The sequence below is a fragment of the Parvularcula maris genome, from assembly GCF_024505085.1.
Taxonomy (GTDB): Bacteria; Pseudomonadota; Alphaproteobacteria; order Caulobacterales; family Parvularculaceae; genus Parvularcula; species Parvularcula maris.
Genome location: NZ_JANIBC010000009.1, coordinates 23,761 through 40,409 on the forward strand (window position 1 = coordinate 23,761; position 16,649 = coordinate 40,409).

Annotated in this window: 10 protein-coding genes; 2 read left to right on the plus strand and 8 right to left on the minus strand. The window is 62.7% G+C overall.

All coding sequences use genetic code 11. The features are described 5' to 3' along the window. The gene (locus NOG11_RS10795) at positions 1 to 3,912 is read right to left on the minus strand and encodes a chemotaxis protein CheB (RefSeq protein WP_256619774.1); all 3,912 of its coding nucleotides are present in this window, start codon (positions 3,910 to 3,912) and stop codon (positions 1 to 3) included. A gap of 165 nt (positions 3,913 to 4,077) precedes the next feature. Between NOG11_RS10795 and NOG11_RS10800 the strand changes: the two genes are divergently transcribed. Together NOG11_RS10800 and NOG11_RS10805 are read left to right on the plus strand one after the other, a co-directional pair. Continuing rightward, positions 4,078 to 5,058 (plus strand): PAS domain-containing protein, encoded by a 981-nt coding sequence (locus tag NOG11_RS10800; protein ID WP_256619776.1) that lies wholly within the window; start codon positions 4,078 to 4,080, stop codon positions 5,056 to 5,058. A gap of 152 nt (positions 5,059 to 5,210) precedes the next feature. Further along, positions 5,211 to 6,203 carry a chemotaxis protein CheB gene (locus NOG11_RS10805; RefSeq protein WP_256619777.1) on the plus strand — a complete coding sequence of 331 codons (993 nt, stop codon included), beginning with the start codon at positions 5,211 to 5,213 and terminating at the stop codon, positions 6,201 to 6,203. 251 nt (positions 6,204 to 6,454) lie between these two features. Here NOG11_RS10805 and NOG11_RS10810 read toward each other — a convergent pair whose 3' ends face one another. The 7 genes from NOG11_RS10810 to NOG11_RS10835 all read right to left on the minus strand — a co-directional run bounded on the left by NOG11_RS10810 (position 6,455) and on the right by NOG11_RS10835 (position 16,649). Further along, complete coding sequence (locus NOG11_RS10810; protein ID WP_370468268.1) at positions 6,455 to 9,619, minus strand: ImpA family metalloprotease; 3,165 nt, start codon at positions 9,617 to 9,619, stop codon at positions 6,455 to 6,457. Positions 9,620 to 10,762: 1,143 nt separating this feature from the next. Next, positions 10,763 to 11,329, minus strand: a complete 567-nt coding sequence (locus NOG11_RS10815; RefSeq protein ID WP_256619779.1) for a PEP-CTERM sorting domain-containing protein — start codon at positions 11,327 to 11,329, stop codon at positions 10,763 to 10,765. Positions 11,330 to 11,746: 417 nt separating this feature from the next. Then, on the minus strand, positions 11,747 to 13,699 hold the full coding sequence (locus NOG11_RS15190; protein ID WP_256619780.1) for an autotransporter family protein: 1,953 nt from the start codon (positions 13,697 to 13,699) through the stop codon (positions 11,747 to 11,749). Positions 13,700 to 14,044: 345 nt separating this feature from the next. Continuing rightward, positions 14,045 to 15,328: a TraB/VirB10 family protein gene (locus NOG11_RS10825; RefSeq protein ID WP_256619781.1), complete on the minus strand. Its 1,284-nt coding sequence runs from the start codon at positions 15,326 to 15,328 to the stop codon at positions 14,045 to 14,047. Then, complete coding sequence (locus NOG11_RS15260; RefSeq protein WP_440590426.1) at positions 15,325 to 15,696, minus strand: hypothetical protein; 372 nt, start codon at positions 15,694 to 15,696, stop codon at positions 15,325 to 15,327. The genes NOG11_RS10825 and NOG11_RS15260 overlap by 4 nt, the downstream gene beginning before the upstream one ends. A gap of 39 nt (positions 15,697 to 15,735) precedes the next feature. Further along, the gene (locus tag NOG11_RS15265) at positions 15,736 to 16,047 is read right to left on the minus strand and encodes a TraK domain-containing protein (RefSeq protein ID WP_440590427.1); all 312 of its coding nucleotides are present in this window, start codon (positions 16,045 to 16,047) and stop codon (positions 15,736 to 15,738) included. After that, the gene (locus NOG11_RS10835; RefSeq protein ID WP_256619782.1) at positions 16,044 to 16,649 is read right to left on the minus strand and encodes a type IV conjugative transfer system protein TraE; all 606 of its coding nucleotides are present in this window, start codon (positions 16,647 to 16,649) and stop codon (positions 16,044 to 16,046) included. The genes NOG11_RS15265 and NOG11_RS10835 overlap by 4 nt, the downstream gene beginning before the upstream one ends.

A 16,649-nucleotide genomic window follows, 5' to 3' on the forward strand; every position in this document is an offset into this window, starting at 1 on the left:
CTAGGCACCCCCGTCAGGCAGTCCGATACAGCATCGCACGCCGTCTTCTTCGTAGTGTAGTTGGACCTCACCTTTCAAGTCACGAGCTAGTACCTGCTCGATGAGAAATGATCCAAAACCGGAACGGTTATGCGGGGGCGATACTTCCGGACCCCCCTTTTCCTTCCAGACAATACTGCGTGGGTAATCCGTCCATTCGGCACCGCCTTCGCTGACGGTGACGGTGACCTCTCCCTCGGGTGTCGAGAGCGCGCCGTACTTGGCTGCGTTGGTGACCAGCTCGTGGAAGGCCATACCGAGGCTCAGTACCTCCTTCGGATCGAGCCTTATGTCGTCGCCCTTCACGCGGACCCTGCTGATTTCCGCTGACTGGTACGGAGAGGCTTCCAAGGACAGCACCTCATGAAGGCTCGCGCCTCCCCACCCTTCCGCAGTGAGAAGATCATGGGTCCGGGAGATGGCTTCCAGGCGCGCGGTCAGTCGGTCTTCGTAAGCCGATACGGAGGTCGCGTTGTCGGCTAGGAACCTGGAGATGGCAGCGACAGTGGCAAGGGTGTTTTTCACCCGGTGCTGCAGCTCGCCGAGCAGCATGGTCAAGCGAACCTCCGCCGCGCGGCGTTCGGTGATGTCGTAGCCCGATGCGATCAGCTCGATCACCTCGCCCTCGCCGTCCATCACCGGCGCCACTTGGAAATCGATGGTGATCAGAGCGCCGCCTGCAACGCGGACCTCGACATCATAGCGGACCTGCTCGCCTGACGCTGCGCGCTCGATGGCGCCGCGCACCTGAGCGGCAACCTCCTCGCTATGGCTCCACCAGTAGGTGTCCCAGAACTTCTTGCCGATCACCTCCTCGGCTTTCAGCTCGGCCCGCTCCATGGCGGGCTGGTTTGCCTCCCCCAAGGTTCCGTCGGGCTCGAGAACGGCGGCAAAGGCCACCATGTTGTCGAGAATGCGCCGCAGGCGGCTCTCACTTGCGGCGAGTTTGCGGACCAGAGCGCGCTCCTCGGTGATCTCGCGCACACAGGAGCCAATAGCGAAGACCTCCCCTTCCCCGCTCCTCACGGGGTAGTAGTCCACGATCCAAACGCGCTCACGGTCAGGCTCGGCGGGGGTGTAGCCAGTGACCTCCGTACCGATAACGGCCTTTCCCGTATCGAACACCTGCCGCTGTAGGCCTGCGATCTTCGGGTCGATGTCAGGCACCATCTCCGCCTGCAGACGACCGATATGGGCCTCTGCCGGATGCCCGTTGATCTCCGCAAGCCGATCGTTGATGCGCAGATAGCGCAGGTTTCGATCGAGCAGGTTCAAGCCCACCGGCGTCGTATCGTAGAGCGTTTCCAGCTCGACATACTGCCGCTCCATCTCCTTCGCGTTGCGGGCGAGGAGTTCTTCGGTCCGCTTGCGCTCGCTGATATCGAAGAAGGTGAGCACGAAGCCGTCGAGGCGGTCATCCGTGGTCCGGTAGGGACGCATGCGGAGAAGATAGGTCTCGCCGGTCTTCTCGGTGACGAGTTCCCGCTCGATGGTCTGAAGATCGGCTTTGACCGAACGCGCATCCTCCTCCAGCTCGGGATAGGAGACGCGGGACGCAAAATCGCTGATGGGCCGGCCTGCATCGTTCTCACGGACACCGAAGAGGCGCGTCGTCGCCGGCGTGAAGCTGCGGATATGAAGGCCGGGATCGAGGAAGAGGACGGCGATATCCGTGCTCTCGAAGAGGTTCTTCAGGTCGGAGTTAGCGCGCGCCAGCCGCTGGTTGTTCTCGGTCAGCTCCGCGTTGACGGTCTCGAGCTCCTCGTTGATCGACTGCAGCTCTTCGCGGCTCGTCTCCAGCTCCTCGTTGGAGGACTGAAGCTCCTCGTTCATCGACAGGAGCTCTTCGTTGGAGCTGCGCAGTTCCTGCCCTGACGATTCGTACTCCGCCGTCGCCGCCGAGAGCTGGCGCCGAAGAGCTGCGTTCTCTCTCGTCAGAAGGTCCCGCTCTTCGAGGTCTCGGTCGGCGATATGCTCGCCTAGGGTGGAGCCGCGGCTCAGCCTCGCTTCGCTCAGCACCAGGAGGAACTGGTTATCCTCGAAGGCGGGGGCCGCGGTCACGTCGAACAGGCGCCGCTCCCCCGGCGTGCCGACCAGCACGTCGAATACCGTGTGCGTCTCACCTTTCCCCTTGGCTTCCGAGAGCGCCGCACGGACGGGCATTCTAAGATCGGGAACCAGGAAGCTGTCGATGGAGGTGGCCGGGGCGCCCCTGCTCGGTCTCACAAAAGCCGTCATCGCCTCGGACAGGTAGACGACCTCTCCCGCCGCACCGATCAGGGCGAAGGGCTGCGCGAAGCGCTGCAGGTAGAGCTGCTCGACCTTGGTCTCGCGAGTGGCTTCATGGACCGGCAGGCTGGCCCAGTTGACCGGCGCGCCCCCATCGCCCGTTCGAGGCCGGGGCGCATGGTCCGCGAGGGCCGAGTACCGGGTCTCGGCATCTGCCCGCCTACGGAACAATCTGGATTTCTTGTCGACGGTTTCGAAGAGGTCGTCATCGCCTGCAAGCCCTTCCGACGGGCCGAGAAGAAGGTGGCCTTTCCCGCGAATGGCAAAGTGAAGCCTGGGGATGACCCTCTGCTGCAATGGCAGCGACAGGTAGATCAGAAGGTTGCGGCACGAAACGAAATCGATCCGGGAGAAAGGCGGGTCCTGCGCCAGATTATGCGGTGAGAAGACGCAGATTTCACGCAGGCGGGGGTTTATCCTGTAGCCGCTATGATCGGCGGCGAGAAACTGCTCAAGAAGCCGTTTAGGCACATTCTGCACCGCCGCGTCCGTGTACCGCCCTGATCGTGCATGCGCCAAGCTGCCCAGATCGATATCCGTACCGAAAATCTGGAGCGGCGCCGGGTTGTCATGCCGTTCCACCGCCTCGACCAGCAGCATGGCGAGAGAGTAGACCTCTTCCCCGGTCGAACAGCCGGGCACCCATATGCGCACCGGCTCTCCCTTGCGGGCGGCAAGGGGCTCGATGACCCGCTCCCGCACGAGGTCGAACACCTCCTCGTCCCGGAAAAACTTCGTCACCCCGATCAGGAAGTCCTGGAGGAGACGTCCGGCTTCGTGATCGTCGTCCTTCAGCCTGTCGAGATAGGCGTCCACCGTCCGTGTGTGCTGAAGGCCCATGCGCCGAGCGATGCGGCGGATGAGCGTGGCGGGCTTGTAGGCGGAGAAATCGTGACCGGTACGGCTGACGATCTCCGTGATCTCGGATAGCCGGTCCTCGATCTGCTCATGCAGGTCATTGCGTGAGGCCTGGCTGGACATGGCGCGAAAATGGGAGGCGAGATCGGCTAGCCTCAGCGGAACATCGCGGGCGGGCTGAACGAAGTCGACCAGGCCCGTGGCGACGGCGGCATTGGGCATACCTGGGAAGCGCGCGTTCTCGCTGGACTGCGCGATGCCGATCCCGCCCGCTTCCTTCACCGCCCTCAGACCCGCCGTGCCGTCCGTCCCCGTGCCGGACAACACCACGCAGATACCCGTGCGCCCCCGGACCCGCGCCAAGCTCGAGAAGAAGCGGTCGATCGGCGCGTGGGGCCTCTCCTTCGGGTCACGAGGGACGAGGCGGAAAGACTCGCTGTTCAACTCGACGTCAGAAGTCGACGGCGCGATGTGGATGGCGTCCGGAACGATCTTCGCTCCGTCTTCGATCATCCGCACGGGAAGGCGTGTCTTCTCGGCTAGAAGCTGATGCAGGATCGAGGGTTTGTCCGGCGAGAGATGCTGCACCACCACATAGGCGAGGCCAGCGTCAGGCGGCAGACCGGCTACGATCTCCTGAAGCGGCTCGAGCCCCCCGGCGGAGGCACCGATACCGACGAGCCCGACCAGTGAGGAGCTTCCTTTGCCTTCGCCCTCTAGCACCATGCTCAGAATGACCTACCCGTTGTTTTGGAACGGCAGAATGCGGAACCTCGATCTCATGTGCCTCTAGCCATACAGAGGGCAAACGGACAGTCTTGGTTCCCGTATTCGGTGTTTCGTGCAAGGCAGGGCCTCGCGAGCAGTATGTGATAGAGGGTAGCAACAACCATGAGCGATCGGGATCGGCAGTCTTCCATCCCCCGCAGCCTGCTGCGCCGGGGGCTGAACGAGGTTCCCCTGTCCTTGGTGATCACCGATCCGCGGCAGGACGACAACCCGATCGTCTATGTGAACCGCGCCTTCACCGAGCTGACCGGCTATGAGGCGTCTGCGATCATCGGTCGCAACTGCCGCTTCCTCCAGGGCGAGGATACCGAGCCGAGCATGGTGCAGGAGCTTCGCGAGAGTATCGACGCGGAGCGCCAAGTCACCGTCGACCTCACCAACTACCGCGCTGATGGCGAAGCGTTCTGCAACCGGTTGATGATCACGCCGCTCAAGGACGAGAACGGCACCGTGACCCATTTCCTAGGGGTTCAGACGCTGTGGGAGAAGCAAAGCGCCGAGCGCGCCACCCTGCAGCGGATCGACGACGCCCTCAGGCAGATGCAGCACGATGTGGGAAACCACCTGTCGACCATCGTCGCGATCACGCGTCTCGAAGCCTATCAGGGTGCCGAGAGTGATCAAAAAGCCGACCTCATCGCCGACCGTATGGAAGCCATCAGCCTGGTCTATGAGATGAGGTCGGCCGCGATTGGGCAGCTCGAAGAGATTCCGCTGAGCGCCTACCTGACCCAGTTGATCGCCTCCCGCGTTCGCGAGGAACCCAGCGAGGATGTCGAGCTCCGTATCGACACGGGAGATGTGTGCTACGACCCCACCACGGTCGGCCGTATAGGCTTGGCCGTGGGCGAGATGCTCCGTGTGGCCAGCGAAGGTAAGCGGACGATCGGCGCCTGGGTGGACGGAAGCACCGTCCGTATCGAGATCAGCGACAGCGGAGAGATCAGCGATTGGCCGGAGGACAAGTCCTTGTCGGGACGGATCGCTGCGGATCTCGCGCGCCGGATCGGCGGAGAAGTCTCTCAGAACGCATCTCAAGAAGGCAGGGTCCTGTCGCTCAACCTGCCCGTCACTCTGGCGTAACTGCGGCTTGGCTCTCTTGCTACGCATAGGCTGAAGTCGAAACGCTCACGGTTCCTCCCTAGCGATGTTCCAGATGCCGGCGGAGCAGATCACAGAGCAGCGCCTCGGTCGCCCGTCCACGAACCGGGAGGCCCGCGAACTGTTCACCAGTGATGAAGACATCCCATGACCGCATCGACACCGTCGTGATCGGCGGGTCCGCGGGCGGGTTCAGCACGCTCAAGACGCTGCTCGCCGAGCTGCCGCCCTCGCTTCCAGCCGTGGTCCTCGTGACGCTGCACCGCGGGCCGACGGAGGTTGCGACCCTCGCGACCCTCCTCGCCCGCTATTCCAGCCTTCCCACGATCGACCCGGAAGAAGGCGAGACGCTGCGCGAGGGAACGGTGATTTTCGCTCCGCTGGACCGGCATATGCTGATCGGCGATGGGCACGTCCATCTCAGGCGCGGACCGGCAGAGAACGGCTTCAGGCCGGCTATCGATCCCCTGTTTCGCTCTGCCGCCGTCTATCGGCCCACCCGCACCGTCGGGGTGGTTCTGTCCGGGCGCCTCGATGACGGCGCGTCGGGTCTGAGGGCGATCTGGCGAGTGGGCGGACGCGCTTTGGTGCAGGACCCCACGGACGCTCTCGCCGGAGAGATGCCGAGCGCCGCGCGAAGGGCTGTCCCGGACGCCCAGGTCGGAACGGCCTCCGAGCTGGCAGCGATGATCGCCGCCATGGTCGGCGAGAAGGCAGACCGCCCGGCGGCTGCACCGCAAGACATCCGCACAGAACTCACCATTTCGGCACTGGAGGCATCGACCATGGAAATGACCGAAAGTCTCGGAGAGCTGTCACCTTACAACTGTCCCGACTGCAACGGGGTCCTCTGGGAGATCAAGGACGGCGAGCTGGTGCGCTACCGCTGCCATACGGGTCACGCCTACTCAGAAGACACCCTCGTCGAAAGCCAACTGGAAGCGCTGGAGCGGAGCTTGGAAGACAGCCTTAGGGCCCAACGAGGCCACGCCTCGTTACTGCGTAGAATGGCAGAGCGATCCCCATCAACCAAGAACCGGGAACGTCTCTTAGCGAGAGCGGAAGGCTACGAAGAGGACAGCCGCCTGGTGGAACAAGCCCTCCGCAGAAGGGCGGCACGGCAGTAGCAGGTCGATCGTAGGGGTTTCATTTAACCTATCTGATGAGCGTAAGCTTGGCGCGGAGGCCTGTTTACGGACATACTGAAACGCCAAACTACTCCGTTCGTCCGCCCACGGCGCAACCACACTGACCTTAATTTTTGTTGGCGACGCACGCTCCGTAAGACGCGCCGCTGAATATGACTGCTGCCGAACCTGCGTTTGTCCCCTTAGGCACCGATGCGAATACGTTTGCGTGCTTGAACGTGGGCGAGCTGCTAATCAACGGGCCAAGGGGTCGTGCCGTCCACCGGCAGGGCATCAGCTTCGAGCCCCATCCGGTGCGAGGCGTTGTCGTGGGCGTAGAAGACGAGGGACTGCTGCAGGTAGCCCTTCGAAGCCACGTGAGCTTTGGCGGTGTCGCCGAAGGTCAGGCCCCACATCTCGAGCCAAGCCGTCACGTCACGGCCCAGAACCTCCGACCACGTCACCAGCAGCCGGTCGTTCATGTTGAGCTCAGCGGCGTCTTCCCGCGCCCAGCCCGAATAGCCGAGACCCGCGCGGCGCTCGTACCAAAGGTCATCGCCCTCCTTCGCTTCCTCGAACGCCGTCTGCATCACCTGCATCATGCCGAGCGCCATCCAGCCTCCATCGATGGTCGTCTCATTGGCCGCGATCGAGAGGAGCTGCATCATCACGACCTGGCTTTCCTGCCAGCTCTTACCGATGCGGTAGTCCTGCATGAAGCTTTCCGGGTCCGCCTCATTCCTCGCCTGCTGCAGAAGCTCGTACATCTCTTTGTACTTGAGGCTGCGTCCCGTATGCGGAGCGTGCTCGTCGCCCCAGACCTCGACCTGTCGGCGCTGGTGGTAGTGCATGTAGAGGTCGGTCTGGCTGTGGAACTCCCAGCCCTCGAAGAGACTGGTATAATGCTCGACGCCGTGGCCATGCTCGTGAATGGCGATGGTGCCCGTTGGCTCGAAGCGCCCATCGATGTCGGCAGGATTGCCGCCGCAGCCCGAGCTGCACGACGCCTGATCCGCATAGATATGCTCGATCTCATCGAGCTTACGCATGGGAAGGCCCCGGGCCTCGGCGAAGGCCTTGATCTGGGGATCGCCGGGGACGAGCCCGCCTTCGAAGCCTCCGACCTCGTAGATCCAACGGTGGAACAGCTTGGTATAATCCGTATAGGTCGCGACCCAATCGCCCATGTAGTCGTCGTAGCGCTCCATGAGACCCGGCATGTAATAGTAGCCGTTCATCTTGCCGTGGATTTCGAAGTCCTGGGTGGCGACCTCGACCCAATCATACTCCTCGGCCGCAATGGCCGCTGCGAAGGCGGCGTTGTCTTCCGGGCTGCGCCAATAGGGATGCTGGCCGACGCCCTCGAAGCGGAACGACATCTTCTCGCCTTCCGTCTCGAAATAGACGTGGACCGGGCCGCCGATGGCCGTGGTCAGGGTCACGCTCTCCCCTGCCCTCAACCGGACCTTGGCGGTCGCCACGTGCTTGGGCCGCCGGTAGTAGCTGTAGCCGTCCCAGCGGAAGGTGTAGCTGTCGTTGCCGAACTGGCGGACCGAGCCCGAGCGGTTGGAGTTCACCCTGATCCAGGCGTCACCTTCGGCGCTGTCGAGGCGCGTCACGGTGAAGGACCGTCCGGGCAGGGCGTAAGTGCCGGTCGAACGGAAACCCTTGTAGCTCGTGCGGTCCACCGTCACCGACACGGGATCGACCCCGCTGAGGTCCTTCTCCGCGAAAGTGCCGAGGTCGGGTTGCTTCGGATTGAGGGACCGCACGGTGGGATGGATATGGTCCGCGAACATGCCGCGGTGGAACTCGGCGATCTGATAGCTCGGTGCTGAGATCGGAAACTCAACCTTGGAGCGCAGATGATCGGCCAGGAGAACGAGGAGTTTCTCATAGGTCCGGCCTTCTTCGGTGAACAGATCGATACCGTGCTCGTCGAGCCGGTCGAAAAGCTCTTTGAGGTCCGTGACCGCCGGATTGAACGTCGTGGTCCAGGGGTGCTCGTTCGGGCATCGCGTCTCATCGCAGGCTCCGAAATCATAGTCGTAGCTGCCTGCTTTAAGGTCGATGAGGATGTCGCGGGTCGCCGCGACCTCGTCCGGCAGGGTACTGAAGAGAGAGGACGGATCCCAGCCGCCGATTTGCACGCTGGTCTCGCTGAGGTCCTGGGCATGGGTCAAGCCGAGGACCCTGAGAACTGCCTCGCTGCCGCGCGACAGGCCGCCCTCATGGTGGAAATAGAGAACCGGCACGCCGCGTTCGAACGCTGCGCGCACGCCTGCAGCGAGTTCCTCGGCTGACTGGCTCGTCGGCACATGACCGGAAATCACGAGAAGGTCCGAACCGGCGTCAATACACTTCACGAGGCTCGCACCGTCGCAGCTTTGTTCCGTGTTTAGCTTGGCCCCTAGCTGCGCATCGAGCCAGTTCCTGACCGAGGAGCGAGCTGGATCATCAAAACTCTCAGCAAGATGGGCTGTGACGACCGAAGGGCTGGAGCCGCTATCCGTACCGGTGAGCCATGAAAGGACATTGTCGAGAAAGTCCGAAAACTGAGTGTTGACGCTCGAAGGGTCGAGGGCGGCATCTCTCACCGGGTTGCCGCCGAGGGCCAGCCACTTCGTACCGCCGACGGTCCCGGCAGCGCCAAGGGCAAGATGTCCATCCCGCCACCCAGCGGTCGGCAGCAGAACCGGCGCCTGAGCACCGAAGCCCGCGGAAAGCGCGGCCACCGGGCCGACAGGCTCCCAGACCAGCCAGTTCAGACTGCCTGCGGTGGAGCCGCCGTTCTCCTCATAACCGAACAACGGCCATAGGAGAGGATCGAAGCGGGTCTTCCCCGCCTCGATCTCTGCGGCGAGCGCCGCATAGTAGTCCGCCGGGTCAGTAACGTGACGGTGGTCTCCGGTGGCCAGGGCTGCCTCCATGCCGCCCTCGAGAACGGTGAGGTGGAAGACGAGTTCCGCTTTCTCCTGACCGTCGCTGACCTCGATGGTGATGTCGCTGTAGTAGCCCGTGTCCTCGTCTCCGGGCGTGCCTGCGATCGTGGATGCCGCCTCGTCCAGGACGAGAAAGGATGGCATGTTCAGGGCGGTAAGGTTCAGCGAGTCCCCGTCCGGATCGGTCGCGGTGAAACTGAGACTGAAAGCTGATCCGATGACGGTACTACGATCCGCTCCCCCGTCCGACGATATCGTCGGTGCGCTGTTGCTGGCAGGCGGAGGGGCGGGCGGCGTAGATGGTGAGGACGGACTAGGAGCTTGAGGTTCTCTGTCGGTAGAACCACCGCCACCACCGCAGGCCGAAAGAGCGAGCGCGGCCACGGTGGCACCCGGCAGAGCTATGAGGCTCCTTCTACGAAACCATCTCGAGCCGTCCATTGTGTCTGCCCTTCCCAACAACCAACCGACCATAGGTCTGCAGGGTGAAAAGATCGTTGGCTCAGCGATCTAGGGTTGCGGCCGGACCAATTCAGAAACAAAGCCGCAGGTACGGGTGGGTCTTGACGATGCGAGGTTTCGACGATGGGTTCAAATCCCCACCCGGCTCCTCCGCACTCGCTCGGATGAACCTCGAAAAAATCAGATATCGAATTGATTCTGTTTGCTTAACTAAGACTGACATCGCGCAGGAGCGTGAGGTACGTCCCGAGGCTGCTTGATGAGAACAGCCTTACTTTCAACCATTTGTGCAGCACTACTTTGCGGCATCTCCCAGGCTGCTATTCAAATCGACATCACCGGAAAGCATGGTGAAGGTTTCTCGACGATCAGCTTCTCGGGATCGACGACGAGCCGTAGCTCATTGTTCGTACGGTCCACTGGCACCAGCGGTTGGCAAGCCGGTGACTAAATGCAGATCGGCGAAGCTGACGTTGCGCATTTTCTGAAAGGCACAAGCGTCCAGGACCTTCTTCTGAACCTTACTGGCAGTGCCTTCATAGCGATTATAGGCATTGGAAAAAACCCATCAATCAGATCTTTCTGGACAGCGATTTCGGCGACTTCACCGCTGACGATCTGAGCTTCAGATTCCTTACGACATTCGGCTATAGCAGCGGTCAATCGGTCATCGCTGGCGGGAGCGGTATGATCGCCATCGATATCAGCGCGTTCAACACAGGCATCTATACTACCGAACGTGGGAATCCGAGCGTGATGTCTAGGGACGTCGTCACTCTCTATTACGAAAACCGCCGTGCCGCTTCCCGGCGCCCTCCCCCCTGATGGCGGTTGCTGCTTTGGCTCGGGGCCGTCGTAAGAATGCCGACTGAACTCGACGTGCTCGTGAGAGCTAGAGGAAGCTGATGAGATGCCCCGGAGCCTGCAGGCAGCAGCTTACGGTTGCTGTTCACCTGTGCGGGCTGGCGAACTGGGGTGAAGGCATCGGCAGCTTGTCATGGAAAGACGACCAGCCGACCTCCACCCTCTAAACGCTACGTTTTGACGCCGCAGAGCATCTAATCACAGCTAAACACTACGTGGCAACTCTGCCCACGGAGGAGTTAGCTCACAGTTGTAGATGCAGGCTCCTGCCCTGGGGGTATGGAACGGTCTCTAAACTGACCGCCTCTTGCGAAGGAAGGTCAGACCGGCAAGGCCAGCGCCGAAGAGCGGGAGCGCAGCCGGGACTGGGACTTCATTGCTGACCAGGACCGTCAGCGTGTCGCCATTGGTGAGGGTGTAGACATAGCTGTCATCCGTGAAGCCGAACGCTTCGAGGGCAACGCCGAGAAAGGTCATGGTGCCCGAAAGCTCACCGCCGGTGAAGTCCGCCGGTAGCCAGAGCGAGTCGGTTGCACCCAAGAGAAAGATGATGTCACCACTGACCGAGTCGGCATCGATATTGCCGCCCGTCCCGAAGACCGAAGGACCGACCGCGCTATAAAGGCGCTGGTTCTCACCGGCGCCGCCAAAACCCACGCGTGCGTTGTTCATATCGACGAAGCCAGTGTTGGCGCTTGCGAAGAGCCCCTGATCTGTCACACCGGTGAGATCGAGCGTGCCCGACAACTCGGCGATCGTGTTCCCGCCTTCTTCAGTGAAGGTGACGAAGGCAGCGGCATTGGCTGAAGCGCCCAAAAGAGCGAGGATGCCCATCGAGGCGGAGATCAGATTCTTCATGGCGTTCCCCCAGAAATCATTGATGATTTCTTACGTTGTGAGAATTGTACTTGCAACAAAAAACCGTGTGTTCGGTTCTTGCCGCCGGAGGGCACTGAAGCACCCTGAAGCAGTCAGTATGCTGCCATTCACATCTACGACCATCGACTGGTCGGGTGCGTTGGCACATGGAGAATGCAGATCTGCAACCCTGTATTGGGCTATGGTCAGGAATAGATTGCGACATTGAAGGGGCTATTTGAGCTGCTGTTCCAGAAACGTGCCAGACCGTCGCCGTTTCAATTGACGTGGGAGCAAAGATCAAACCGTCAGCACAGCCGCAGTGAGGAAGCACTAGATAGCCGAGACCACGAGGTCGCTGCTATAACCTTCGGGTCCGCTCCGCCTAGACCGTAGGGTCGAAAGGCCACCAAACCCTTAGAAGTTGTATCGAAGCTTCCCGCTCGCTGACTGATATTCCGAAGTCTCGCCGAAGCGGGCGCCATAGCCGAAGCGAAGGTCGAGGGTCTTGCCGAGCGGGATTTCGAAGCCTGCCTCGAGGACCCCTACGGTCTGGTCGAACTCTGTCGTCACCCCATAGGCCTCGGCCGTTTGCGCCGCACCTTGGAACCGGGTGGCGGAAAATTCGGTGTTGCCGTTGAGCTGGACACCGACCCTCAGATAACCGCTCGCGCGACGGCTTGTGCCTTGGTGCCAGTAGCCGACCTCCAAAGCAGGGGTCGCTGCGTAGAGGAACTCGCTCATCGCGTCGCTTTCGATGTTGAAGGCCCCAAGACCGGTCTCCTCGAACGAGCTGCGGTGGAAATGCTCGAGATCGAGATCGACCATCGGCCGGAGATAGGCGGCCCCGCGCTCGAAGGTCATCTGGTGACGGCTCTTGATTGCCGCCGTCGTGGTGGAGCTTTCCGTAAGGCCCGTCAGGCTTCCGCCGCCGGTCGGGGAGGCCATCGTCCGTGTCATCTCCTGATCGGCGTGCCCGAGAGAGAAGGCGGTCTTCATCATGTAGCGGTTGCCGGGCACGTATTTCGTGGACAACCCCAAGAGGAAGCGCTGGGTCTCGGTTGCGGCGCGGCGGCCCACGGTAGCCTCCGCCGTCTCGTAGCCCCCGGAAAGACCGACACGCCAGCTGTCCGGCACTTTCCGCTGGGTCCCCGCGTAGAAGCCGACGCCGTCCTCTTCGGACCCTGTATTCTCGAGCGTGGGGTCGAGGGTGAGGTTGCAGCCGACCACCTTGCTCCAGTTGCAGGTCTCTTCGATGAGAGCCGAAGCCGCCCTGTCATTGGCGCCGCCGCAGCTGAACTGGCTGCCGAGGTGAGGCGCGGCCCCGCTCGACCCATCACCGAGGGGCGATCCGAACACGTCGGGGTTGATGGTGTCGAGGAAGTCCGAGATCGGGCCAGGGTCCTCTGAGTTGGCGAGGGTGATGAGGATGTCCTCAAGCTCGCCTGCCTGGCCATTCGCCCCCAAGGTGCCGAGGAGATAATCCACCACCTTGGTGTTCTGCTGCTTGAGGCCGAGGGCCTGATAGGTCTGGGCGCTCGTGACGGGGACGATGTTGATTCCCACCGACCCCGCCGTGCTGACCAGCTCGAAATCCAGAAGCGGCTTGGTGTCGATGATCGTCGGTGCCGCCGAAACCGTCACGCCGTTCGTCGCAGCAAAGATCATTTCCGAGTTCTCGATGTTCTCAAGGCTCAGGAGGTTGGGCAGGATCTCCCCGCCATCGAGGGTCAGCGCACCTTCGATGGCGATCAGGTCCGAAGCTCCGTCCGAAAAGTCGAGATCGACTTCCAGCGTGCCGAGGCTCGCCAGCCTCAGATCGCCCGCGAGATAAGTCGTCTGCACCGTACCCAGACCACCGGGCGACAGGATGCCGTTATTGGTTAGCAGTCCGCCGCCGAGATCGACGATCGGGCCGAGGTCGAAGCGCGCGCCTTCGTTGTTAAGGAGGGCATTGGTGCCGCCGCCGAGCTCGACATTGCCGATGACCGTGCCGTTGTTGGTGACGGTCTCGTCGCCTCGTGTCGCGAGGATGGCGTTGCCGCTCAGTGCCCAGACGGTGGTGTCCGAAGCGATATTGATGGCGTTCGTGCCGCCCTCGTCGAGGAAGATCCCGACGCCGGCCACACCGCCGCCGCCCTGTATCTCTCCGCCGCTGTTCGCGCAGGGATCACCTTCGAAACCGAGCTGACTATGGTCGATGCCTATCCTGTCCGCTGCCTCGAGAATGTACTCGGTTGTGGAGGTGGAACAACCAACGCTCTGGGCGAAGATGCCGTAACCGTCGATAGTGTTCACATAGATCGAACCATCATGGCTGACCGTCACCGCGCCGCCGGAGCCAATACCGCCCTTGGTCCCGGCATGCACGAGAGCGGCGCTGCCTTCGTCGCGGGTGAGATCGACAAGCCCGCCGCCACCAGCGCATCCTTGGGCTGTTTGGCTATCCAGGTCTTCAAGCGCTCCATGCGAGCCTCCAATGTTGGTCGTGGCGGGAGAGAACCGCGAGAGAGGCCCCTCGGCGGAAAGATCGGTGGACCGTCCCCGGCATTTCGTCCGTCTTCTGACCGAAGGTGCAAACGAGGAAACCGAGAGACTGGAGGGCCGGGAATCGCAGGGCGCGGCGGAGGCGGCGTTTAGGGGGGCAGCCTGCCGCCTCTTTCGGGGAGGAAGGGCACGCCGCGCCCTGCGAAACTGATGCGCTGAGGAGAGCCATCACTGCTCACCCCGTGCGAAGAAGCCGGAAAGGAAGACGATTTCGACGTCGACGCCCGTGGGCATCTCGATCACCGGCTGGTACTGCTCGGCCCGATCGATGAGGTAGTCGGAGACTGTGTCGGCCGCGGTGGAAAGCCCTTCGCCAAGGCCCCCCGCGGCGATCTCCCCCGAGGAGAGTCCGCGGTTCGTCAGCACCGTGGTGCCGCCGGAACCGATCGCACCGCCAGCGCCGAGGGCGAGGTCGGTGTTGCGCGAGATACCGCGGCCGAAACCGCCGATGACACCAGCGATCAGCGCCTTTTCGACGATGTCGCCCTCACGGGAGACGACGCGACCACGGATGCCGACCTTGCCGAGCTGCGCCACATAGCCTTCGACCTGGCTCTCGGCGATCTCGCCGCCGCCCCGATCGCAGGTGATCTTCTGAAGCTGCACATAGACCCGCTCGGAGGCGAGTTCGGCGTGGGCCGCGCCGTTGACGAGGCAGCCGGTGAGGTCGGTGTCGAGGCGCTGACCATCTTGGAGAACCGAGAAAGCCGGGCCAGTGATGCGCAGCAGGACGGGTTTGGGATCGGCAGAGAGCCGGACGCCCGTCGACATATCGACACCGACAATGACGTTGGCCCTCGCATAGGCATTAGGCGGGACGTAGTCGCCGTCATCGGCATCATAGATCGCCGGTCGTAGCACCTTCGTATCGAGAGCATCGTCAGCAGAGGTGAAGGTCATGATCTCGACAGTGCGCGGTACGACTGGCGCGATGGGGAGCGGCGCCGCCCCTTGGACCTGAGGTCCGATCGGGACGACGCCCCGGTGCACGAAGGGATCGCCGCCGGCAGGGCGTGGGCTTTGCGGCGAGGTCGGTGCAGCATTCGGTGGGGCGGAAGGAGACGGTTCGCCCGCGACCCTCGCGGCTAGGTCTTCGAACATGGCGAGAGCGTCGTTTCGGGTCTTGTTGAGTTCGGCGCGCGTACCTGCCAGCTCGCGGTCCTTCTCGGTTAGGATGGCGGAGAGACGGCGGACCTGCTCTTCCAGGCTGCCGACCGACTCCTCAACCGAGGCGAGGCGGGTGCCGGTCTCGGAGAGAAAGTCAGCGCCGAGACCGGGTGGGTTGATGACATCGGTCATGGCGCGTCTGCGCCTGAGATCCTCCGCACGCGACTGGTTGTCCGAGCCCTCGCCGGAGAAGACCCAGAAGCCTGCGGCCGTGAGGGCGAGGGTGGACGCTCCGCCGAGGACGAGCCGCTGGGTGCGGCGGCGTTTGAGGTTTTCCTCGCTCATGACGCCTCCCGCGAGATGACCAGCACGCGGGCACGGGATTTGGCGGGTAGCTCGGAGGCCCCCCGGACCGTGACGGCAATAACGCCCGGCGCCATGAAGGCAGTCTCGTCGATGGTGACCGTGCCAGGCGACGGGTTGCGGACGGAGAAGACGCGACCCGTGAGACGTTCACTGCGATAGGTGCTGATGGGGCGGATCCTGAGGGACCCCGCTACTCGTTCTCTCGAATTGGGGCGACTGATCTCGTAGCCTTCAGCGAGAGCATTAGCCCACATCGCTCTGATCAGCGCGACGACGGCCTCGTCTTCCTGAGACGCTAGAACAGGCCGGTCGGCGCGCTCACGCTCCAGCGCAGGGTTGCGCACCATAATCTGGGTCGAAGGCGTCGCCTTTGCGGCTAGCGCGACCTAATAGGTCGCACCGCTCCGTGTGGTGACGAAGAAGCTGGCCGCTCCGGGACGGGACGAACGGCGCGTCCCGTCGAGTGAGATGTAGAGATCGCCGGTGGTCGGCTCGTGGGCGATGGAGAAGCCAGCGCCCTCCCCGCCTGCGGCCATCTGTACCGAAGCCGCCGCGTCGCCGAGAAAGGAAAGCCGCGTGACGCCGGTCTCGCTGGCGTAGCCGCTGACCGTGCCGCCATCGGCAGCTTCTACGATCTGTTCGGCATGAGCCGAAGATATCAGCGCGGTCGCGCAAAGGATGAGCGTAGCACGGATCATCGCTCGGTCTCCGATGCAGGTTTGAGGAGGGGCGAGGTCTGTGCCTGCGAGGCATCGACATCGATCGGATAGAAATCCTCGAGCCAGAGCCGCATCGATTGGTAGCGCCAGTCCGCGGCGTAGATCGTCCGCTCGGTCTTCACCCGGTCGGGGCCGAGATAAGTGTGAAGCTCGCCTCGGATCTCGGAGGTCAGCCGAACAGGATCGACGAAGATCTTTGTTGGGTAGAAGACGGTGGAGGATTTGGTGGCGAGAAGCCGCCGCTCGGTCGCCATCAGCGCTGCCTCGATCTCCCCGTGGGAGGTCGGGTGGGCGAGGCGCAAGATGTTGTCCCGGAAATAGCTGAGATTGTGCGGGTGGCGGTTGAGGAACAGCCCGGCGACATCGCGGGTGGTCTGCTCGAGATATTCAGGGCTCGGCGCCTCGGCGGTGATCGCCGCATCGGCCTTGAGGGTCGGCGTCAGGATGACGGTCTCGCCTTTCGTGGCGATGACATAGGCCTGAAGGGCTGAGCCGAGGCAGAGCACCATCCCGGCGACGGCCAGCATGTTCCGCTGGCGGAGGGCCGTCTGAAGGCGCGTATAGGCGACGGTTGTATCCAT